At 45.5% G+C, this 26,366-nt stretch carries 3 protein-coding genes; all 3 read left to right on the top strand.

Features of this window, described 5'->3' with window-relative positions:
- The first annotated feature begins 42 nt into the window (after positions 1-42).
- The 3 genes from speA (at position 43) to OCV12_RS09655 (ending at position 26,324) form a co-directional block, all read left to right on the top strand.
- Positions 43-1,932: an arginine decarboxylase gene (speA, locus tag OCV12_RS09665; protein WP_261885952.1), complete on the top strand. Its 1,890-nt coding sequence runs from the start codon at positions 43-45 to the stop codon at positions 1,930-1,932.
- Positions 1,932-2,861: an agmatinase gene (gene speB, locus OCV12_RS09660; protein ID WP_261884523.1), complete on the top strand. Its 930-nt coding sequence runs from the start codon at positions 1,932-1,934 to the stop codon at positions 2,859-2,861. Before speA ends, speB begins: the two co-directional genes overlap by 1 nt.
- 663 nt (positions 2,862-3,524) lie before the next feature.
- Entirely contained in the window at positions 3,525-26,324 is a 22,800-nt protein-coding gene (locus OCV12_RS09655; RefSeq protein ID WP_261884522.1) for a retention module-containing protein, read from the top strand.
- Positions 26,325-26,366: the final 42 nt, after the last annotated feature.

Raw genomic sequence — 26,366 nt, 5'->3', positions numbered from 1 at the left:
CCCTATAGTGTGAGGTCTCTAGAATTGGAAAATTCGGTTAATTTGGAACGCATCCGTGCTGAGTATAATGTAAAGCACTGGAGCCAAGGTTTTTATGGAATTGATGACAACGGTGAGGTGTATGTTTCACCGAGCGAAACGGATCATCAAGTTCCCCTCAGTAAGATCGTAAAACAGTTAGAGCAAAGAAATATTGGTTTACCTGCTCTTGTGCGTTTTCCTCAAATAGTGCATCAACGTGTGCACAATATCTGTAACGCATTTAACCAAGCGATCGACGAATATCAGTACGACAATCGTTACCTACTTGTTTATCCGATTAAAGTTAACCAGCAAAAAGAAGTGGTTGATGAGATCTTAGCGAGCCAAGCTCAATTAGAGCAAAAGCAGTTAGGCCTAGAGGCGGGCAGCAAACCTGAGCTATTAGCAGTATTGGCGCTGGCTCAAAAAGCGAGCTCTGTGATCGTGTGTAACGGTTACAAAGACAGAGAATACATCCGTCTTGCGCTGATTGGTGAGAAGCTAGGGCACAAAGTCTTTATCGTTCTAGAGAAACTGTCCGAGCTTGATCTTGTTCTTTCTGAAGCGAAAGCACTGGGTGTAAAACCTCGTTTGGGTTTACGTATCCGTCTCGCTTCTCAAGGCGCGGGTAAATGGCAAGCAAGTGGTGGTGAGAAGTCGAAGTTTGGCTTGTCTGCATCACAAGTGCTTACCGTTATTGAGCGATTAAAAGCTGAAGACCAGCTGGATGTTCTTGAGCTCGTGCACTTCCACCTAGGTTCGCAAATGGCGAATATTCGTGATGTGCGAAATGGTGTGAGTGAAGCGGCTCGCTTCTACTGTGAACTGCGTGATATTGGCGCTCAACTGAAGTTCTTAGATGTTGGTGGCGGTTTGGCGGTCGATTACGACGGCACACGTAGCCAATCTTCAAACTCAATGAACTACGGCTTGCTTGAGTACGCTCGTAACATCGTGATGACAGTAGGGGATATTTGTAAGCTCTACAATCAGCCACAACCTGTGATTATTTCAGAATCTGGTCGCTCGTTGACTGCTCACCATGCTGTGTTGATCACCAATGTGATTGGTACTGAAAGCTACTCGCCGGAAGATATGACAGCACCAGAAGCAGACGCTCCAATGTTGCTAAACAACATGTGGAAGAACTTCTTAGAGCTCGATGCTGGTAATGATGACCGTGCGTTGATTGAGATCTACAACGACACTCAGAGCGATATTGCAGAAGCGCACAACCAATTTGCGACAGGCATGCTCAATCTTCAGCATCGCGCTTGGGCAGAGCAAATGTCTTTGCGTATTAACTACGAGCTTAGCACTCGCATGAGTACTAAGAACCGTTACCATCGTCCTATTTTGGATGAGTTGAGTGAGCGTTTGGCCGATAAGTTCTTCGTGAACTTCTCTTTGTTCCAATCGTTGCCAGATGCTTGGGGTATTGATCAGGTGTTCCCTGTATTGCCACTGAGCGGTTTAGACAATGCGGATGAGCGTCGTGCTGTGGTGTTGGACATCACTTGTGACTCCGACGGTACGATTGACCAGTATGTTGATGGTCAAGGCATTGAAACTACGTTGCCAGTGCCGGCATGGAACCCAGATGAACCATATCTCATGGGCTTCTTCCTGGTAGGTGCATACCAAGAGATCTTGGGTGATATGCATAACCTATTTGGTGATACGCACAGTGTTGTGGTGAATGTTGATGAGAGCGGCGAAGCAAACATCGACTACATCAACGAAGGCGACACAGTAGAAGACATGATGCGTTACGTTCATATCGATATGGACCTAATTCGTCAGAACTACAAAGAATTGGTAACGGCTAAAGTACCAGCGCAAGAGCAGCAGAGTGTACTTGAAGAGTTAGAGCAAGGCTTGATGGGTTACACCTATCTTGAGGATTTTTAATGAACGATCTATTTACGAAACCAGATTACTCGCTGTACTCAAATGCGATGACGTTTATGCGTCGTCCATTAGTTCAAAACCCAATCGACAACGACGCTGATGTGGTTGTGTTGGGTGCGCCGCTGGATATGGCGACGTCTGGTCGTCCGGGCGCTCGCATGGGACCTGATGCGATTCGCCGTGCATCGGTAAACTTGGCGTGGGAAGGCAAGAAGTTCCCGTGGGACTTCAATGTATTTGAACATACCTCGGTGATTGATGCTGGCGACCTTGTGTTTGATTGTGGTGATGCAGAAGACCTAACTCAGCGCTTAGAAGCGGCTGCTGATGCGATTTTAAATAGCGGTAAAACATTGCTAGGTTTAGGTGGTGATCACTTCATTACACTGCCTTTACTACGAGCGTATGGAAAGAAGTACGGTGAGATGGCGTTGATTCACTTCGATGCTCATACTGACACGTACAACCAAGGTAGCCGCTACGATCACGGTACCATGTTCTACCATGCGCCTAATGAAGGTTTAATCTCGCCTGAGCATTCAGTGCAAATTGGTATTCGTACTGAGTATAAGCAAGAAGGTCACGGCTTTAATGTCATTAATGCGATGGAAGCGAATGATATGAGCGTGGACGAGATCATTGCTCAAGTGAAAGGTATTGTTGGTGATAAACCAGTGTATCTGACGTTTGATATCGACTGTCTGGATCCTGCTTTTGCGCCGGGTACTGGTACGCCAGTGTGTGGTGGTTTGAATTCAGATAAAGTTCTTAAAATCATCCGTGGCCTGCAAGGTATCAACATGGTTGGTATGGACGTTGTAGAAGTTTCTCCAGCGTACGACCAAAGTGAGATTACCGCATTGGCTGGCGCGACGATTGCGCTTGAACTGCTTTATGTTTGGACGGCGAATCGCCTCGCTAAATCATAATCTTTTACAGCTAACAGCATAACGCTGCATACTGATTCAAAAGCCCACCAGGTTTAACTTGGTGGGCTTTTTTGTTTATCACTTCCTGAAAAGAACCTGTGACCAATTTGAAGTGGTTAGCAGTTGTTTATCAGTTGGTTAAAATTCCGACAGATACGCTTTGTGCAACTTATTTAATTGATTTTGATTCGAATTTCACCAACTTTCCTCTGATTAGTGTCTCATAAATGGGAATTACTTCTGCTTTGCTATAAACGCATAGTTTGCCTCAATTAATGCCCCATGTTTGCTAATGATTTATCAACTTTATTGCTGTATATATTTATAAATAATGAGGTGCAATTACATTGTGAATTTATTTGCATATAAATCAGCACCATACTAACTTTTAACTAAGTTTTTCAAACCCCAACAAGAATACCTCGATTTGTGAAAAGACGTCCCTTAGCACAGACATGGCATTTTTTATGGGGAAGACTAGGCTTAAGAGTAAGTAAACTATAAAAAAACAGGTGAAATACTTTTCTCTTTTCAGGCCAGTTGGACGTGACAATGGATTGCCGTTGATGAGAGTTAAGTCTGCATTCAAATGAAACCTGAAATTGCTATTACAAATAATTTTCACAGCGCTCGAAAATAGTGTTTTGTGACAACGGGGGATATATGGATATCGAAGTTTCGCGCCAGGTTGCGGTAGTTGAAGCAGCTAGTGGAGATGTCGTCGTAGTTAAGCCAGACGGTAGCGCAAGAAAAATTTCAGTTGGCGATACCATCCGTGAAAATGAGATCGTGATTACGGCCAACAAGTCAGAACTTGTATTAGGCGTTCAGAATGATTCGATTCCGGTTGCAGAGAATTGTGTCGGTTGTGTTGATGAAAATGCAGCTTGGGTAGACGCCCCAATAGCTGGTGAGGTTAATTTTGACTTACAGCAAGCAGACGCAGAAACCTTTACCGAAGACGACCTCGCTGCTATCCAAGAAGCCATTTTAGGTGGTGCCGATCCGACTCAAATCTTAGAGGCTACAGCGGCTGGTGGCGGACAAGGTTCTGCAAACGCTGGCTTTGTGACGATAGACTATAACTACACAGAAACCCATCCCTCGACATTTTTCGAGACCGCAGGCCTAGAACAACAAACCGTTGATGAAGACAGAGAAGAGTTCAGGTCGATCACTCGCTCATCAGGTGGCCAATCAATCAGTGAAGCTCTTACTGAAGGCTCGATATCTGATAATACTTATCCTCAATCTATCACGACTACAGAAACCATCATTGCTGGTAGTTTAGCGCTCGCTCCAGATTCTTTTGCTCCAGAAACTCTATCCCTCACGTCATTACTCAGTGAGCTAAACAGTGACATAACCTCAAGCGGCCAGCCTGTCACCTTCACTTACGACGCAGCAACCAACTCTATCGTTGGTGTTCAAGGTACCGATACAGTTTTAAGCATCGATATAAATGCCGTCAGTGTTGGAAATAACATTGAGCTTTCTTTAATCACAACGATTTTTCAACCGATTGATCATGTAGCGTCTGTCGGTGGTGGCCAAGTTTCCTATACTGGCGATCAAATAGATATTACCTTCGATATTCAAGGCGAAGACACTGCTGGAAATCCATTAGCAACACCTATCAACACGCAAGTTACCGTATTTGACGGGGTAGATCCGTCTGCTGAAAGTGTGAATATCAGTAACGTTGAAACGAGCAGTGCAGCAATCGAAGGCACGTTCTCCAATATCGGAAGTGACAACCTTCAATCAGCAGTCTTTGATGCAAGTGCATTAGAGCAGTTTGATGGCGTACTCAGTGATAATCAGAACACGCTGGCAAGACTCTCTGATGATGGTACGACGATCACTCTGGCAATCCAAGGTCGTGGCGAGGTGGTTCTCACTATCTCACTTGATACCGATGGCACTTATAAATTTGAGCAGTTTAATCCGATCGAACAGATTGGCACTGACTCACTCTCTTTTTCACTGCCGATCACGGTTACGGACTTTGACCAAGATGTTGTAACCAATATCATTAACATTGAGATTACTGATGGCGATAGCCCGGTTGTGACCAATGTTGACAGTATTGATGTTGATGAAGCTGGTATTGTTGGTGGTTCTCAAGAGGGAACCGCGCCCGTAGCGGGTAGCGGAAGCATCACTGCCGATATTTTTGAAAGCGACATCATCGATCATTACGAGCTTGAACCTGCGGAGTTTAATACTGGTGGCTCTTTAACGTCTAATGGCGAAGCCGTATTGCTTGAGCTTATTGATGAAACTAACGGTGTAAGAACTTACGAAGGCTATGTTGAAGTCAATGGTTCTCGAATTACGGTCTTTGACGTTAAAGTTGATAGTCCGTCATTGGGGAACTATGAATTCACTCTGTACGAAGAGCTTTCTCACCAAGGTGCTGAAGACGCGTTGTTGACCTTTGCTCTGCCTATTTATGCCGTTGATGCGGATGGAGACCGTTCTGCACTATCTGGCGGTTCGAGTACACCAGAAGCCGCTGAGATTCTCGTCAATGTCAAAGATGATGTTGTTGAGCTTGTTGATAAGGTTGAGTCAGTCACTGAGCCAACTTTAGCGGGTGATACTATTGTTTCGTATAACCTGTTCAATTTCGAAGGCGCAGATGGCTCGACAATTCAATCGTTTAACTATGAAGGTGTTGATTACTCACTAGATCAAAGCCTGCTCCCCGATGCTCCCCAGACTTTCAGTTTTACTGAGGGTGTCGTCACTATCTCATTAAACGGTGATTTTAGTTTTGAAGTCGCTCGTGATATCGACCACTCAAGCAGTGAAACGATAGTAAAACAGTTCTCATTTTTAGCTGAAGATGGTGATGGAGATACTGATACCTCAACACTTGAGCTGAGTATTACCGATGGTCAGAACCCAACTATAGATCTGATTCCACCTGTCACTTTATCTGAAACAGATCTTGCTGATGGTTCTACACCAAGCGGAAGTGCAGTGAGCGCAACTGAAACGATTACCTTTACTGCAGGCAGTGATGATGTCGCGAGTTTCCGTATTGAACCAACTGAGTTCAATTTAGGTGGAGCTCTGACGTCTAATGGCTTTGTGGTTGAGATAAAAGAAGACTCTGCTAATCCGGGCACTTATATCGGTTTTATCACTGATGGCTCGAATGCTGAAGTTCCAGTGTTCACCATTAGTTTCTCGGCAGCCACACTAGGCGAATACACCTTTACTCTGCTTGAAGCGTTAGACCATGCGGATGGTTTAGATAATAACGATCTGAGCTTCGATCTACCTGTTTATGCGGTTGATACGGATGGCGACGATTCCTTGGTGTCTCAACTGAATGTGACCATTGGTGATGATGTCCAAATCATGCAAGATGGCACATTAGATATCACTGAGCCAAATCTGGCTGACGGAACCATCACAACCAACACCATTGATGTGATGCCAAATCAAAGTGCTGATGGCGCGACGATCACTCAGTTTACCTATGACGGTGTCGTAAACACACTGGATCAAAGCATTTCAGGCGAGCAGCAATTCAGCTTCACCGAAGGCGAGCTTTATATCACCCTTGAAGGGGAGGTGCGCTTTGAGCCGAACCGAAACTTAGACCACTCGGTGAGTGAAGACATCGTGAAGTCGATTGTGGTCACTTCAAGTGACTTCGATAACGACTCTTTGACTTCAACCGTAACGCTGACGATCACTGATGGTGATAACCCGACGATTGACGTTATTCCAAGTGTTACGCTTTCTGAAACGAATCTGAGTGATGGCTCTGCGCCAAGTGGCAGTGCGGTAAGCTCGACTCAAACTATTACGTTCACCAATCAAAGTGATGATGTTGAGAAATTCCGTATTGAACCAACGGAATTTAATACTAGCGATGATCTTAAATCGAACGGTTTAGCCGTTGAGTTACGAGAAGACCCACAAGGTTCGGGTAATTACATTGGTTTTACGACCAGTGCGACAAACGTCGAAACCACGGTATTTACGCTGAGCTTCTCTAGCACCACATTGGGTGAGTACACATTCACACTTCTCGAAGCCTTGGATCACCAAGACGCCCGTGGCAACAACAACCTCAGTTTTGATTTACCCGTTTACGCGGTAGATAGCGACGGCGATGATTCACTGATGTCTCCGCTAAACGTCACTATCGGCGATGATGTTCAAATCATGCAAGATAGTACGTTAGATATCATCGAACCGAATCTTGCAGATGGCACAGTGACAACTGGTACTGTCGATGTGATGCCAAATCAAAGTGCCGATGGCGCAACGGTGACGCAATTCACTTATGATGGTCAGCTTCGAACGCTTGACCAAAATGATAATGGCGAGCAGCAGTTTAGCTTTACTGAAGGTGAGTTGTTTATCACACTTCAAGGTGAAGTGCGCTTTGAGCCCAATCGTAATCTAGACCACACGTTGAGCGAAGATATCGTGAAGTCGATTGTGGTGACGTCTAGCGATTCTGATAACGATGTATTGACCTCAACCGTCACGCTGACCATTACCGATGGTGAGATCCCGACCATTGATAATGTTCCAACTGTGAACTTGTCGGAAACCAATCTGAGTGACGGCTCTGCGCCAAGTGGCAGCGCGGTTAGCTCAACTCAAACCATTACTTACACCACTCAAAGTGATGATGTGACCAGCTTCCGCATTGAACCGACTGAGTTCAATGTTGGCGGCACTCTCACATCAAACGGATTAGCGGTCGAGCTGAAAGCTGACCCAACCACACCGGGCGGCTACATCGGTTATGTTACGGATGGTTCGAACGTTGAAACCAACGTATTCACGATTAGTTTCTCGGATACCAATTTAGGCCAATACACCTTCACCTTACTTGAAGCGTTAGACCATGTTGATGGTCTCGCAAACAACGATTTGAGTTTCGACTTACCGGTTTACGCCGTTGATAGTGATGGCGATGATTCACTGGTGTCTCAACTTAACGTAACCATTGGTGATGATGTCCAAATCATGCAAGGTGGTACGTTAGATATCACTGAGCCAAATCTTGCTGACGGCACAATCACAACCAATACCATCGATGTGATGCCAAATCAGAGTGCCGATGGTGCGACGATCACTCAGTTCACTTATGACGGTCAAGTGCGAACACTGGATCAAAATGACTCTGGCGAGCAGCAGTTTAGCTTCACAGAAGGTGAGTTATTCATCACTCTTCAAGGTGAAATACGCTTCGAGCCAAATCGTAATTTGGACCACACTGTTAGCGAAGACATCGTGAAGTCGATTGTGGTGACCTCAAGCGATTCAGACAATGACGTACTGACTTCCACAGTGACGCTGACCATTACTGATGGTGATATCCCAACCATTGATGTAATGCCAAGCGTTACTTTGTCTGAAACCAACCTGAGTGACGGTTCTGCACCAAGCGGAAGTGCAGTGAGCGCAACTGAAGCGATTACCTTTACTGCAGGCAGTGATGATGTGGCGAGTTTCCGTATTGAACCAACCGAGTTCAATGTCGGTGGTGTTCTGACGTCCAATGGCTTTGCGGTTGAGATAAAAGAAGACTCTGCTAATCCAGGTACTTACATCGGTTTTATTACCAACGGTTCGAATACTGAAGTTCCCGTATTCACCATTGCCTTCTCTACAAGTACGTTGGGTGAATACACCTTTACCTTACTCGAAGCGCTAGACCATGTGGATGGTTTAGATAACAACGACCTGAGCTTCGATCTGCCTGTTTATGCGGTCGATACGGACGGCGATGATTCATTGGTGTCTCAACTTAACGTGACCATCGGTGATGATGTCCAAATCATGCAAGACGGCACGTTAGATATCATCGAGCCAAATCTGGCCGACGGTACGGTGACAACCAACACCATTGATGTAATGCCAAACCAAAGTGCCGATGGCGCGACCATCACTCAGTTTACCTATGATGGTCAACTACGAACACTTGACCAAAATGACACTGGCGAACAGCAATTCAGCTTCACGGAAGGCGAGTTATATATCACTCTTGAAGGAGAAGTACGCTTTGAGCCGAATCGTAACCTAGACCACTCGGTGAGCGAAGACATCGTGAAATCGATTGTTGTGACTTCAAGCGACTTCGATAACGACTCCCTGACTTCGACCGTAACGCTGACGATAACCGATGGTGATAACCCGACGATTGACGTTATTCCAAGCGTTACTCTTTCTGAAACGAATCTGAGCGATGGCTCTGCTCCAAGTGGCAGCGCGGTAAGCTCTACTCAAACCATCACGTTCACCAACCAAAGTGATGATGTGGTTCGTTTCCGTATTGAGCCAACGGAGTTCAATACTAACGATGATCTTAAATCGAACGGTTTAGCCGTTGAGTTACGCGAAGACCCACAAGGTTCGGGTAATTACATTGGTTTTACGACCAGTGCGACGAATGTCGAAACCACGGTATTTACGATTAGCTTCTCTAGTACCACATTAGGTGAATATACCTTTACCCTGCTTGAGGCTTTGGATCATCAAGATGCCCGTGGTAACAACGACCTCAGTTTTGATCTGCCTGTTTATGCGGTAGACAGTGACGGTGATGATTCAGTGATGTCGTCGTTAAGTGTCACCATCGGTGATGATGTTCAAATCATGCAAGATGGCACATTAGATATCGTTGAACCAAATCTTGCAGATGGCACAGTGACAACTAACACCATTGATGTGATGCCAAACCAAAGTGCCGATGGCGCAACGATCACTCAATTCACTTATGACGGTCAACTTCGAACGCTGGACCAAAATGATAATGGCGAGCAACAGTTTAGCTTCACTGAAGGTGAGTTGTTCATCACTCTTCAAGGTGAAGTGCGCTTTGAGCCTAATCGTAATCTAGACCACACACTGAACGAAGACATCGTGAAATCAATAGTGGTGACGTCTAGTGACTCCGATAACGATGTATTGACCTCAACCGTCACGCTGACCATTACCGATGGTGATATCCCGACCATTGATAATGTTCCAACTGTGAGCTTGTCAGAAACCAATCTGAGTGATGGATCTGCACCAAGCGGCAGCGCGGTTAGCTCAACTCAAACCATTACTTACACTACTCAAAGTGATGATGTGACAAGCTTCCGTATTGAACCAACCGAATTTAATGTTGGTGGCGCTCTCACATCAAATGGATTAGCCGTCGAACTGAAAGCTGATCCAACCACGCCGGGTGGTTACATCGGTTTTGTTACGGATGGTTCGAACGTCGAAACCAACGTATTCACGATTAGCTTTTCAGATACCAATTTAGGCCAATACACCTTCACCTTACTTGAAGCACTCGACCATGTAGATGGCCTCGCAAATAATAATTTGAGTTTCGACTTACCGGTTTACGCGGTCGATAGCGATGGCGATGATTCGTTGGTGTCTCAACTTAACGTAGCCATTGGTGATGATGTACAAATCATGCAGGATGGTACGTTAGATATCACTGAGCCAAACCTTGCAGACGGCACAATCACAACCAATACCATCGATGTGATGCCAAATCAGAGTGCCGATGGTGCGACGATCACTCAGTTTACGTATGACGGGCAAGTTCGAACACTGGATCAAACGGACACTGGTGAGCAGCAATTTAGCTTCACAGAAGGAGAGTTGTTCATCACTCTTGAAGGTGAAGTTCGCTTTGAGCCAAACCGTAATTTGGACCACACGTCTAGCGAAGACATCGTCAAATCGATAGTGGTGACCTCAAGCGATTCAGACAATGACGTACTGACCTCCACAGTGATACTGACCATTACTGATGGTGATATCCCGACGATTGATTCGGTGCCAAGCGTTACGCTTTCGGAAACTAATCTTACGGATGGGTCAGCTCCAAGCGGCAGTGCAGTCAGTCAAACTGAGACGATTACTTTCACCAATCAAAGTGATGATGTAGAAAACTTCCGTATTGAGCCAACCGAGTTCAATATCGGTGGCGCACTGAAATCGAATGGCTTTGCGGTTGAGATAAAAGAAGACTCGGCTAATCCGGGGACTTATATCGGTTTTATTACTGATGGTTCGAACGCTGAAGTTCCTGTATTCACGATCACCTTCTCTACGAGCGTATTGGGCGAATACACCTTTACTTTGCTTGAAGCGTTAGACCATGCGGATGGTTTAGATAACAACGATCTGAGCTTCGATCTGCCTGTTTATGCGGTTGATACAGACGGCGATGATTCATTGGTGTCTCAACTTAACGTGACCATCGGTGATGATGTTCAAATCATGCAAGATGGCACATTAGATATCACTGAGCCAAATCTGGCTGACGGAACCATCACAACCAACACCATTGATGTGATGCCAAACCAAAGTGCTGATGGCGCGACGATCACTCAGTTCACTTATGACGGTGTCGTCAAAACACTCGATCAAAGCATCGTAGGCGAGCAACAGTTTAGTTTCTCAGAAGGTGAGCTATTTATCACCCTTGAAGGTGAAGTGCGCTTTGAGCCGAACCGCGACCTAGACCATTCAGTTAGCGAAGACATCGTGAAGTCGATTGTGGTGACTTCAAGTGATTTTGATAACGATCCGGTGACTTCAACCATTACGTTGACCATTACGGATGGTGACAATCCGACTATTGATGCGGTGCCGAGCGTATCACTTAAAGAAGCGGATCTCGCTGATGGCTCATTGCCAAGTGGTAGTGCTGTTAGCCAAACGCAAACTATCACTTTCACTAATCAAAGTGATGACGTTGAGAAATTCCGTTTAGAGCCAAATGAGTTTAATACTAACAATGCGCTCAAGTCCGATGGCTTGATCATTGAGATTCGAGAAGAGCCAACAGGCTCAGGCAATTACATTGGTTTCACGACTGATATTTCGAATGTCGAAACCACGGTATTTACACTCGATTTCAGCAGTACCACTTTGGGTGAGTACACCTTCACGCTTCTGGAAGCGATTGACCACACACCAATTCAAGGCAATAACGATCTAACATTCAACTTGCCGGTTTACGCGGTTGATAGCGATGGTGATGACTCTGTGATGTCGCCACTGGCCGTGACTATTACTGATGATATTCAAGTGATGGTTAACGACTCTCTCACAATTAAAGAGCCAACGGTTGCAGATTTGGCAGCGGGTACACCGACAACGCCGACCGTTAATGTACTGGATGAAGAAGGTGCTGATGGCACGACCATTACTCAGTTTACTTACGATGGTGGGGCGGTATTAACGCTTGACCAAAATGACACGGGTGAACAGAAATTCGTGGTTGCTGACGGGTCATTGTATATCACTCTTCAAGGTGATATTCGTTTCGAACCAAGTCGTAACCTTGACCATACTGGTGGCGATATCGTTAAGTCGATAGTCGTAACCTCCAGTGATTCTGATAGCGATCTCGTGTCTTCAACGGTAACGCTAACCATTACTGATGGTGATATCCCAACCATTGACACAGTGCCAAGCGTTACGCTGTCAGAAACGAATCTGAGTGACGGATCTGCTCCGAATGCAAGTGCGGTAAGCTCAACTCAAACGATTACCTTTACTAACCAAAGTGATGACGTGACGAGCTTCCGCATTGAACCGACTGAGTTCAATGTTGGCGGTACTCTCACATCAAACGGATTAGCGGTCGAGCTGAAAGCTGACCCAACCACACCGGGTGGCTACATCGGCTTTGTGACAACGGCTCCGAATGTTGAAACTAACGTGTTTACGATTAGCTTCTCGGATACTAATTTAGGCCAATACACCTTCACCTTACTTGAAGCACTAGACCATGTAGATGGCTTAGCGAAGAATGATCTGACTTTTGATCTTCCTGTTTATGCCGTTGATAGCGATGGTGATGACTCACTGGTGTCTCAACTGAATGTGACCATTGGTGATGATGTACAAGTTATGCAAGACCAAGCGCTTAATATTATTGAGCCAACGGTTGCTGATTTGGCTGCGGGTACTCAAACTACAGCGACTGTTGATGTGATGCCTAATCAAAGTGCCGATGGCGCGACGGTGACGCAGTTTACTTATGATGGTCAAGTTCGAACACTGGATCAAACGGACACTGGTGAGCAGCAATTTAGTTTCACAGAAGGTGAGTTGTTCATCACTCTTCAAGGTGAAGTTCGCTTTGAGCCTAATCGTAATCTTGACCACATGCTGAGCGAAGACATCGTGAAGTCGATCGTGGTGACCTCAAGCGATTTAGATAATGATGTGGTGACGTCAACGGTCACTCTGACCATTACTGACGGTGATATCCCAACCATTGATGCAGTGCCAAGCGTTACCTTGTCTGAAACCAACCTAGCAGATGGTTCTACACCAAGTGGCAGTGCTGTCAGTCAAACAGAAACGATTAGCTTCACCAATCAAAGTGATGATATAACCAGTTTCCGTATTGAGCCAACCGAGTTCAATGTGGGTGGTGCACTTAAATCGAATGGATTTGCGGTTGAGGTAAAAGAAGACTCTGCGAATCCGGGCACTTACATAGGTTTTATTACCAATGGTTCGAACGCTGAAGTTCCAGTGTTCACCATTAGTTTCTCTACGAGTAGTTTGGGCGAATACACCTTTACTCTGCTTGAAGCGTTAGACCATGCGGATGGTTTGGATAACAACGATCTGAGCTTTGATCTACCTGTTTACGCTGTCGACAGTGATGGCGATGATTCACTGGTGTCTCAACTCAATGTGACCATTGTTGATGATGTCCAAATCATGCAAGACGGTACGTTAGATATTACTGAGCCAAACCTTGCAGATGGAACCATCACAACCAACACCATTGATGTGATGCCAAACCAAAGTGCTGATGGTGCGACGATCACTGAGTTTTCTTTTGGCGGTATTGTCAAAACACTTGATCAAAGCATCGTAGGTGAGCAGCAATTCAGTTTCACAGAAGGTGAGTTGTTTATTACTCTGCAAGGCCAAGTGCGCTTTGAACCGAATCGCGACCTTGACCATTCAGTTAGCGAAGATATCGTGAAGTCGATAGTAGTGACTTCAAGCGACTTCGATAACGACCCTGTGACTTCAACAGTCACACTAACCATTACTGATGGTGATATTCCAACCATCGATGCGGTGCCAAGCGTTACACTCTCAGAAACAAACCTAGCTGATGGTTCTGCACCAAGTGCCGGCTCGGTCAGCTCAACACAGACGATTACTTTCACCAACCAAAGTGACGATGTTGTTCGCTTCCGTCTGGAACCAACCGAGTTCAACACTAACGATGCACTTAAATCGAATGGTTTAGCGGTTGAACTGCGTGAAGATCCTCAAGGCTCTGGTCAGTATGTTGGTTTTACTACCAGTTCGTCTAATGTGGAGACGACAGTATTTACGTTGGACTTTAACTCCGGAACCTTAGGTGAATACACATTTACTTTAATCGAAGCTCTGGATCATCAAGATGCACGTGGCAACAACGATTTAAGCTTTAATCTGCCTGTGTATGCGGTTGATAGTGATGGCGATGACTCGTTAGTTTCTCAGCTTGGTGTAACCGTTGGTGATGATGTGCAATTGATGCAAGACGGCACAATCACCAGTCGTGAGCCGGCATCAAGTGTTGAAACATCAAATACCTTTGATGTGATGCCAAGCCAAAGTGCTGATGGAGCCAAAGTCACTTCATTTGTTTTCGATGGTAACACTGCAGAAAGCCTTGATTTAAATGTGAATGGTGAACAAGAGTTTGTCTTCACCGAAGGCTCGGTATTTATTACGACGGAGGGTGAGATTCGTTTCGAACCTGTGCGTAATCAAAACCATGCAGGCGGTGACATTACCAAATCTATTGAGGTGACGTCTGTTGATCTTGATGGCGATATTGTTACATCGACAGTGACACTTAAGATTGTTGATGGTGACCTTCCTACAATCGACCTTGTTCCTGGGATTACGTTATCTGAGGTGGATTTGACTGATGGCTCTGCGCCAACAGGCAACCCAGTAACGATGACACAAACCATTACCTATACCGTTGGTAGTGACGACGTCAGTCATTTCAGAATTGACCCTACGCAGTTCAATACCTCAGGGACTTTGAAATCAAACGGTTTAGATGTCGAGATAAAAGAACAACCAGCTAATTCTGGTAATTATATTGGCTTTGTTAAAGACGGTTCTAACGTAGAAACCAACGTCTTCACGATCAGCTTCTCGACGAGCAATTTAGGGCAATACACGTTCACACTGCTTGAGGCATTAGATCATGTAGATGGATTACAAAACAATATACTAAGCTTCGATGTCCCTGTGTTAGCGGTTGATTCGGATGGTGATGATTCTGCAATGTCGCCAATGACTGTTGCGATCACCGATGATGTACAAGGCGTTCAAGATGGTACCTTGAGTATCACTGAGCCTTCATTAGCTGATTTGGCATCGGGTACGCCACCTACGACACCAATTATTGATGTTATGCCAACGCAGAGTGCTGATGGTGCGAAAGTGACACAGTTTGCTTACGATGGTGGCACAGCTGTAACGTTAGACCCAAACATCGCCACAGAACAAGTCTTTACCGTAACCGATGGCTTGCTGTACATCACTATTGAAGGGGAAGTTCGTTTTGAGCCGAGCCGAGATCTAGACCATTCATCTGGCGATATCGTAAGAACGATTGTCGTTACCACCAGTGATTTTGATAACGATACAGATACTGCAGATGTCACTTTGACGATCAAAGACGGTATCGATCCAGTAATTGACGTGGTTCCAGATGTTAACTTATCGGAAGTTAACCTAGCGGATGGCTCGACACCAACTGGTTCTCCGGTCAGTTCGACTCACACAATTACGTATACAGAAGGAAGTGATGACTTTAGTCACTTTAGAATTGCGACCAGCGAATTCAACCCTGGTGATCTGTTGAAATCAAGTGGTCTTGTTGTTCAACTAAAAGAAGATCCTTCTTCTGCTGGTGACTACATTGGTTATACCGATGATGGTATGGGTAACGTTACCGATGTATTTACCATTAGCTTTGATAGTGTAAACAAAGCTCAGTTTACATTTACCTTAATCGAGGCTCTCGATCATCTTGATGGCGTGCTTTACAACGATCTCACGTTCCGTTTGCCTATCTATGCCGTTGATACAGATGATTCTGAATCAACGAAACGCGATGTGGTGGTTACGATAGAAGATGACCTCCAGCAAATGCAAGATGGCTTCTTAACCATTACTGAGCCTAATACTGGTACTCCTACAACGGCTACCGTTGATGTGATGCCAATACCAAGTGCAGACGGTGCGACCATTACGCAGTTTACGTATGACGGTGGCTCTGCAATTACTCTGAATCAAAGTATTAGCGGTGAACAAGAGTTTGTTTTCACGGAAGGTTCACTGTTTGTGACATTAGATGGTGATGTGAGGTTTGAGCCAAATCGAAACCTTGATCACTCAGCAGGCGACATTGTTAAATCGATTGTGTTCACCTCTTCAGATTTTGATAACGACATCTTCTCATCAAAAGTCACTCTCACCATTGTTGATGGTGATGGACCAACAATAGACGTTGTGCCGGGTGTGGCATTATCAGAAAGCTTACTTGCGGATGGTTCTACGCCTAGCGTAAACCCTGTGAGTATGACTCAAACCATTACTTCACTTGCAAGCAGTGATGATATTGCTGAAATAGTGGTGGAAGTAGGGCTGTTCAATACCAACGGCGTGTTGAAGTCGGATGGCCTTGAATTGAGTTTGCGCGAAGACCCTGCAAACTCTGGTGACTACATCGCATTCACGACGGATGGTTCGGGTGTTGAGAAAGTTATCTTCACTCTAGACTTTGATGACATGAATCCGAGCCAATATACGTTTACTCTGCTTGAACGTTTAGACCATGTTGATGGCTTGGGAAATAACGATCTGAGCTTTGATCTTTCTGTTTATGCAGAAGATACCGATGGTGATATTTCTGCGTCTAAACCGCTTACTGTCACTATTACTGATGATGTCCAACTGATGCAGTCAGGTGCGCTCAATATCACAGAGCCAACCACAGGAACACCGACTACAACAGTCTTTGATGTGATGCCTGCGCAAAGTGCAGATGGCGCCACAATCACTAAATTTACCTATGGCAGCCAACCTGAAGAGTCACTAGTACAAACCGACACGGGTGAACAAGAGTTTATGTTCGCTGAAGGTTCCTTGTTTATCAATCTCGAAGGTGATGTACGTTTCGAGCCTAAACGCAACCTCGATCATTCTGGTGGTGACATTGTTAAGACCATTACGGTGACATCGGAAGATAAAGATGGCGACATTGTCACTTCAACAGTGACGCTGACTATTGCAGATGGTGCTCCACCAGTAATAGACACAGTACCAACGGTTGCATTGGAAGAAGCGAATTTAGTCGACGGCTCTTCTCCGGGATTACCCGTGAGCCAAACTGAAACCATTACTTTCACAGCAGGAAGTGATGATGTGAGCTACTTCCGTATTGATACTACTCAGTTCAACACATCTGGCGATCTGAAAGCGGATGGTTTGGTGGTTCAGCTAAAAGAAGATCCTCTGAACAGCGATAATTATATTGGTTACGTTGAAAGCGGCGGTGTACAAACGGATATCTTCACCATCACGTTTAGCAACGTGGTTCTAGGAGAGTACACATTCACCTTGTGGGAAGAGTTAGATCACCTTCCAGTACAGGGTAATAACGATCAAGTTTTCACCTTGCCAGTTATCGCTGTCGACAAAGACAATACTGACTCAGCGATGAAACCGCTAACGGTGACCATTACTGATGATGTGCCAACCATTACTGATACGACTGTTGCAAGTACGTTTGTGGTTGATGAAGATGATTTAGGCACTCTGGCACAAGCAACGGGTTCGTTTGTTACCACAGAAGGCGCAGACCAAGTTGAGGTTTACGAACTGCGTAATATCTCAACGCTGGAAGCAACGCTATCGTCGGGCAGCGAAGGTATTAAGATCACCGAAATTACCGGTGCTGCTAATACGACCACCTACCAAGGGGCAACCGACCCAAGTGGAAAGCCAATTTTCACATTAGTGTTGACTGATGATGGTGCTTACACCTTTACCTTGCTTGGCCCTCTCAATCACGCTACGACACCGAGTAACCTCGATGCATTAACAATACCATTTGATGTTGTTGCCGTTGACGGTGATGGCGATGATTCTAACCAATATGTATTGCCAATCGAGGTGCTAGATGATGTGCCTGTGATGACTGCTCCAACCGGTGAAACGGTTGTTGATGAAGACGATCTTAATGGGATTGGTTCGGATCGTTCTGAAGACGCCATTATTAATGGACTGTTCACCGTCGATGAAGGTGCCGATGGTGTTGTGAAGTATGAGCTGGTTGATGAAGACTTGGTTCTAGCTGGCTTAACTTCCGATGGAGAAGGCTTAGAGTGGTTAACTGTTTCAGAGGTAGGCACAACATTTACCTATGTTGCTCAAACCGTAACGAGTAATGAAGCAGTGTTCGAGATTATTTTCGATACCTCGGATAACAGCTATCAGTTTGAATTGTTTAAACCTCTTAAACACCCTGATGGTGGCGATGAAAACAACATCGAACTTGGTTTCTCAGTTGTGGCTGAAGACTTTGACCAAGACCAATCAAACGCGATTGATCTGACAATCACAGTGACGGATGATGTTCCGTTAGTGACAACTCAGTCGATTACTCGTCTTGAAGGTCAGAATTACAATGGTTCTAAAGTCGATATGTTTGCCAATGCGACGGATGTGGGAGCTGATGGCGCAGCGCTGACTCGCATAGAGGGTATTACCAGCAATGGTGCCGATATTGTGTTCCGAACAGGAAACAATGGGCCATACAGCAGCGGCTTAGATTTAAGTAGTGGCAGCCAAGTGGTTCGAGTCTACGAGCAGACGAATGGAGGAGCTGATACTCGTCAGCTTGGTCGATTACGTATCGACTCAAATGGTGAGGTTGAATTCAGAGCTAATGGTTATCTAGATCATGACGGTCTTGATACCATCGACTTCTCGATTAACGTGATTGCGACGGATGGAGACTTAGACACCTCTGAAACTCCGTTAGATATTTCGATTACTGATAGAGACTCTACAAGAATCGCGCTGAAAGTGACGACCTTCGAGGATGCGGGTAGAGACTCAACCATACCTTACGCAACAGGCGATGAGCCGACTTTTGAGAATGTACAAGATAACCAGATTGATTTACCTGATGCACCAGCGCAAGTTGCGCTGCAAGTGAGTCTGTATGACCAAGACAACGCAGAATCTATTGGGCAGTTGACGATTAAAAGCCCGAACGGAGGTGACAGTCACCAAGGTACTTTTTATTACTTGGATGGTACTAGCTCTCAGTACATTGAATTAGTGCCTGAGCCAAATGGGAGCATTATATTTGGTCCTCCTCAACTCGAACAAAGCTTTGCTCCTAATCCGAATGAACCGAGACAAACTATCGCGACGATAGACAACTTGTTCTTTGTTCCGGACCAACACGCTAGTTCGGATGAAACTGGTGGGCGAGTTCGTTATGAGCTTGAAATTGAGAAAAATGGCAGTACAGATCATACCGTTAATTCAAACTTCAGAATTGAGATTGAAGCGGTAGCGGATATTGCAACGTGGGATGATTCCAACAGCACGTATCAATATCAAGTGAACGAAGATGAAGACGATGTCACGCTGCAACTGAACGCAGTGTCACAAGATAATAGCCAAACTGAAACCATTACCTATGAACTTGAAGCTGTTCAAGGCGACGGGAAGTTTGAGCTGCTTGACCAAAATGGCACAGTGCTTACGCCAGTTAATGGTGTTTATATCATCGCATCTGCTGATATCAATAGCACAGTAGTTAATCCTATTGATAACTTCTCTGGGCAAATTGAGTTCAAAGCGACGGCAATTACGGAAGAGACGCTTAACCCATACGATGATTCAGCTAATGGTGGGGTAGACAAAACGACCGCTCGCTCTGTAGAGCAAAACATCATCATTGATGTGACTGCTGACGCGGATCCTGGCTCGTTCAGTGTTAACCGAATTCGTATTAATGAAGACAATATTGATGATCCAGACTACATAGGTCCTCTGGCGAATAAAGATGCCTTCACATTGGATGAAGTCATCACAATGACTGGGTCAGTGGATACCGATGGTTCTGAAGAACTGTTTGTTCGTATCAGTAATATTACGGAAGGTGCGGTACTCTATTTCCTAGGGACGACTACAGTTGTTCCTACAGTCAGTGGTACCAATTACCAAGAAATTGCGTATGCCGATTTGGCTAACGTGGAAGTTGTTCCAACCAAACATAGCAATGTGGACTTTACCTTTGATGTAACCGGTGTGGTTAAAGACACCGCGAACCTTTCTACAGGTGCGCAAGTCGATGAAGAAATTCTAGGCACTAAAACGGTCAACGTAGAAGTTAAAGGTGTTGCTGATATTCCTTACGGCGGTACCAACGGTACGGCATGGACTGCAATACCTGATACCGATCCTAACCCTGCAAGTGGTGTTCAAACTACCATTCAGGAGAGCCAAAACGGCGATAGCTTTGCTGAGTTGGACTTCACAGTGTTGTCTGGAGAAAGAAGACCTGATACTGGCACTACGCCATTAGCTGACGATGGCTCGGAGTCTATAACCGTTATTCTATCGGGCATTCCAGATGGCGTGATTCTCGAAGACGGCGACGGTACGGTGATCGACCTTAACTTTGTTGGTTACGAGACTGGACCGGGCGGTAGCCCTGATTTATCTAAACCTATCTACGAAGCGAATATTACAGAGGCGGGCAAAACCTCAGGTATTCGCATCAGACCTGTCGACTCATCGACAGAGAATATCCACATTCAAGGTCAAGTGATAGTGACCGAGAACGATGGCCATACCTTAACGTTCGACCAAGAAGTTCGAATACTAGTTGAGCCAAGGATCGATACCTCAGCAACTTACAATACCGTGACCAACGGCGACGAAGATACGGCTATCAATATTGATTGGCACCCAGAAGGTACTGACTATATTGACGATGATGAGCATTTCACTTCTATTATCATCAGTGACATTCCAACGGATGTTGAAAGTGTTGTGGTTAATGGCGATGTAACTTGGGTTTACGATGCTGCCGCAGGTACTTTAACCATTACTCCGAAGAGTGGACAGACGGCAGAAGAATTTACTCAAATTGCGCTGAACAATAATTTTATTCAGATAACACCCGAACAAGATTCAAGTACCGACTTTACGCTTAATACGGTTGTCATGATCGAAGAGCGAGATCATGAATACGTTGACGCTGGCAATCCTGGTCAAGGCATCGTTACCGCGACGATTAACGGTACTATTGATGTTCAAGTGCGACCTGTGGTTGAACCAGAAGATGCTAATAACAAACTTATTGTCGATGATGTTGCTGGGACTGGGGCACTAGCAACCGTAGTTGCTGATGCAAATACTGGCGTGCTTAAGTTCACGACCAATAGCGATAATACATCGGTTACGGATGAGTTCGTCATTCGTTACCAAGAAACAGATGCTTCGTCTGCTATCGAAGAAGTGGACCAGTTAGTTATCCAATTAACAAACGTGGACGACTCGGCGCTATCAGATGATGTGCTTAATCAGTTACTTGTTATTGGTGCCGCTTATGAAGGCAATGGTCGTTGGGTGGTAACCAATGAAGATCTGTTTAGCATTAGTGCACCGAACGGTCTTGCTTTTCCACCTCTATCAGGCACCTCTGGTGTGTTCAATGACATCAAGATGACCATCTATAGTACCGTTATTGATCGAGGTGATGGCGCTGAAACTGAGTCATCAGCTGCGGTTCAGAGGGAAGGCGAGGTGAACTTGTCATTCCCAGAAGTGCTTGTTGGCGGGAACGAGGTAGCTGCAGATATTACGATGACACCAGATAGCGTTGTCGATGCTGTAGAGGATACACAGTTAGACTTAGGAACGGCACTAAATAGTCTGATCACATTCTCCGGTGAAGACGCTTCAACAGACCAAGTGACTATCATTATTGATGACTCTGTGACTATCCCGCCAGGAATAACTTTCCCAATCAGTTTAGGAGGAGGCAGTGATGTTGACTTCGTAAACGGGAAATATGTATTTGAAACAACGGTCGATCAGGGTGTTCCAACGGATTTCTCAGGTCTACTACTTAATCTGCCTGCTGACTATTCTGGCGACTTTAGGTTGCCGTTGACGATAGTAACTAAAGACGTATTGTCGGGTGATGAGAAAACTCTAGTGACAGAAGTGGTCATTAAAGTTGCACCAGATGTTGAAGGCAACCCTGATATCGATGTTACGGTTGTTGGTTCTCTTGACGATTCTCTTATCCCTGTCGATACCGATGGTCAAGCTGGACAAGATCCTGTCGGTTACGAAGATACTTACATTCAGCTTGATTTCAGCACAACCATTGCTGACCAAGTCAGTGGGGTTGAAGGGGGGGATGAAAAATTCACTTCTATTACGCTGACTTTGGATGACACGAGTGTTGGCGCTTTCTATGATGGAACGGGTACGTCTCTTGGCACAACGGTGACCTTTAATGAAGCCCAGATCAGCGCAGGTGCTCTCGATAACGTCTTGTTCCGTCCTGCACTTAATTACCCAACGGGTAACGATATTAATCAGGTACAAGTTAATGTTAGCGGTACGATTACCGATACAGCGACCTACAATGACGCCTCGTCTCCTGTTGGCAGCGCAACTGACACAGATACCTTCTCTACAAGTGTGAACTTTGAAGTGGTCCCTGTCGTGGATGATGTCCAAATCACAGGGCCGGGTAGTGACCCTGATGTTATCGAAATTACGGGTAGCGAAGATCAAGAAATCTCGTTGTCTGGAACTAGCCCGATCTCAATTGGTTTGACGGATTTAGATGGTTCAGAATCCTTTGTTTCCATTAAATTTACTGACGTGCCGGATGGTTTCCAATTCCGAGTCGATAACAATTCAGACTTTACTGTGAAGAATAATGGTGGAGGAGTCTGGAGTGTCCAATTACCGCCTAGCGTGTCAACGTCATTTGATTTAAGTGAGATCTCTGTTCTACCGCCGAAAGATTTCAGTGGTACCTTTGAATTTGGTGTCGAAGTCTTTACTCAAGAGTCTTTGTTAGGTGTTCCAACGAATGCAGGTACGTTGCCGAGCTTTGAAGTCCATGTGCTTCCTGTGGGCGATGATGTTGATACCAATCCAACTGACTCTGTGACTGGCAATGAAGGCCAAAACATTGATATCGAAATCAATGCGACGATTTTGGATAAAGAGCTATCCGCAACAGGCAGTGGCACGTATAGCGAGAATGCGCCAGAAACACTTCGAGTTGAAGTGGCAGGCGTGCCTCAAGATGCGTCTATTTTCTACCCTGATGGTACAACCTTAGCGAGCTACGATCCTGTGACACAGCTATGGACACTGGATGTCTCAGCTCAGTCACTCGATAAGATCGTATTTAATTCTGGGGAACACAATAGCGATACTGGTAATGCGTTGGGCATTACTGGCCCATTGCAGGTCACAGTTCGCTCTGTGGATACCGATGCTGACAATACTGAATACTTGGGTACACCAACCATCTTCGATGTTGATTTAGTGATTGATCCAATTAACGATCAACCGACATTTGTGAATGTGACCAACATTGAGACGCCGGAAGATATTAGCATCGCTATCGATAACTTCAGTATCTACGATGTTGACGCTAACTTTGATAACCCAGATGCGCCATATACGTTGACGTTGGAAATTGATCAAACACTGCCGGGAGCGCAAGGTGTGTTTGAGTTTACGAGCTCACCTGACGTGACGTTTGTATTGCAACCAGACGGTTCATTGGTGGTTACTGGTAAAGAAGCCGACATCAATACCGCATTGACTAATGGGGCCGTGACTTTCAAACCCGACCCAGACCAGAACTATCTCAACCAGAGTGGTTTAGTCACGATCAATGCAACACTCGATGACGGCGGTAATAACGGCTTGATTGACGCGGGTGATCCGAATACAGCACAGACTAACCAAACTACTTTCACCATTAAAGTAACAGAAGTGAATGATGCTCCTGTGGCGACTGATGTTGATTTAGGTTCGATTGCTGAAGATGGTCAAATAGTGATTGTGGAAGGAGACTTGATTGCAGCGAGTTCTGATCTAGAAAATCATAACCTCACTGTAACTGGTGTCACTATTACACAAGGGCAAGGCCAACTAACCCGCTTTGAAAATGCTGGTGGTGCTGATGACGCCGGGATAACTGGACCATTCTGGATATTCACTGCAGCCAATGATTTTAATGGCGATGTGAAGCTCAATTACGACATTATTGATGACGGCACCACCAACGGTGTGGATGATTTCTTAACTGACAATGCTGAAATTAGCCTCGTCGTAACGGAAGTGAATGATGCACCTGTTGCGACAGACGTTGATTTAGGTTCGATTGCTGAAGATGGCCAAATCGTCATTGTAGAAGGAGATTTGATTGCAGCAAGCTCTGACCCAGAAAACCACAACTTAACGGTAACCGGTGTAACTTTGACTCAGGGACAAGGCCAACTAACGCGCTTTGAAAATGCAGGTGGCGCCGATAACGCGGCGATTACCGGAGCATTCTGGATATTTGTAGCGGACAACGATTTTAACGGCGACGTTAAATTCAATTACTCAATTACTGATGACGGTACAACTAATGGCGTGGATGACTTCCTAACCGACAGTGCTGAAATTAGTCTTGAAGTAACCGAAGTGAATGATCAGCCGGTGGCAACGGACATCGACTTAGGCAACATCCTTGAAGAAGGTCAGTTGATCATCAAAGAGGGCGATTTAATTGCTGCGACGAGCGATCCGGAAAATGACACGATTACCGTGACTAATCTGGTGCTCGATGAAGGTCAAGGTCAGCTACAACGCTTCGAGAACGCAGGTGGCGTTGATGACGCTACGATCACTGGCCCATACTGGGTATTTACGGCAGCTGATGAATACAACGGCAACGTTAAGTTTACCTATACCGTAGAGGATGATGGTACAACCAACGGCGCTAATGATTTCCTAACGGATACAGCGGAGATCACCGCGATTGTCGATGGAGTGAATGATACGCCTGTTGTTAATGGTGACAGCGTCACAACCCTTGTCTATGAGGATGTTGGTCAACTGTTGAGTGGTATCAATGTCAGTGACCCTGATTATGTTGATACATTTTCTGATGACTTGATGACAGTCACGCTGACGGTGAATTACGGCACATTAAACGTATCGCTTCCGGCAGTGACGACGGTTGTTGTTAACGGCAACAACACGGGTTCAGTCATCTTAGTGGGGACATTGAGTGACCTGAATGCGTTGATTGATACGCCAACCAGTACAAATGGTGTGTTCCTTGATGCGAGTCTGTCTCCAACCAATAGCATTGGATTAGAAGTTGTCGCTAAAGACAGCGGCAACCCTTCAGGTATTGCGATAGAGACAGCACCTGTGGTTTACAACATCGCGGTGACGCCAGTGGCGAATGCACCAACCCTGTCTATCGATAGTGCGACTAACTACGTGAGAAACATTACTGCGAGTCAGTCTGTGAGTGCGAGTGGCATTCCTTTAGTTGGGATTATCGCGGCCTTAACGGACATTACAGAAGAGCTAACGCTGCATATTAGTGATGTGCCTGCTGGCGCTCAAATCACCAGTACTGCGGGTTCAGTGACGGATCTTGGCGGCGGTGTGTGGGTGGCAACGGCGGATGCAATCGACAGCTTGCAAGCGGTTGGGCTTTCTCAAACTCCAGGTAACTACACACTGAAAGTTGAGGCAGTTTCTGAAGAGACTGACAACAACGATACAGCGACCTCTGCATCGATTGACCTGAACTTGAACATTGTGTCGAATGCGGTTGATATCAACTTGGCTTCGGAAACCGATGATGTTCAGTTACTGGCTGGTGCTAATGCGACTGACTTAACGGGGGGGGCAGGTAATGACCGACTGGAAGGTGGCGCAGGTGACGATACGCTCGTGGGCGGTGATGGTAACGACACTCTCATTGGCGGCGGCGGTTCAGATATTCTAACCGGTGGCGATGGTATGGATTCTTTCGTGTGGCTGAACATCGAAGATGGTGTTGAAGATACGATTACCGACTTTGATTTGTCTGAAGGGGACAGTATTGATTTGCGCGAAGTCTTGCCAGAGCTTAAGAATTCATCTCCAGACATGACTGCATTGCTACAACAGATAGATGCGAAAGTGGAAGGGGATGATATTGAGCTTACGATCAACCCAGATGGTATAGGAACCACAGAGCAAGTGATCGTGGTTGAAGACCTTGCTCCTCAGTTAACACTAAGTGGCACTATGCCTTCGGATATTCTGGATGCATTAGTACAGCAGAATGTGATCACTCACGGTTAACGCGAACCATTAAACCAAAACGAAATAGGCCAGCAATGCTGG

Source organism: Vibrio pomeroyi (assembly GCF_024347595.1).
Taxonomy (GTDB): Bacteria; Pseudomonadota; Gammaproteobacteria; order Enterobacterales; family Vibrionaceae; genus Vibrio; species Vibrio pomeroyi.
The sequence above is the reverse complement of the archived record's forward strand: the minus strand, read 5'-3'. Positions and strand labels throughout refer to the sequence as shown.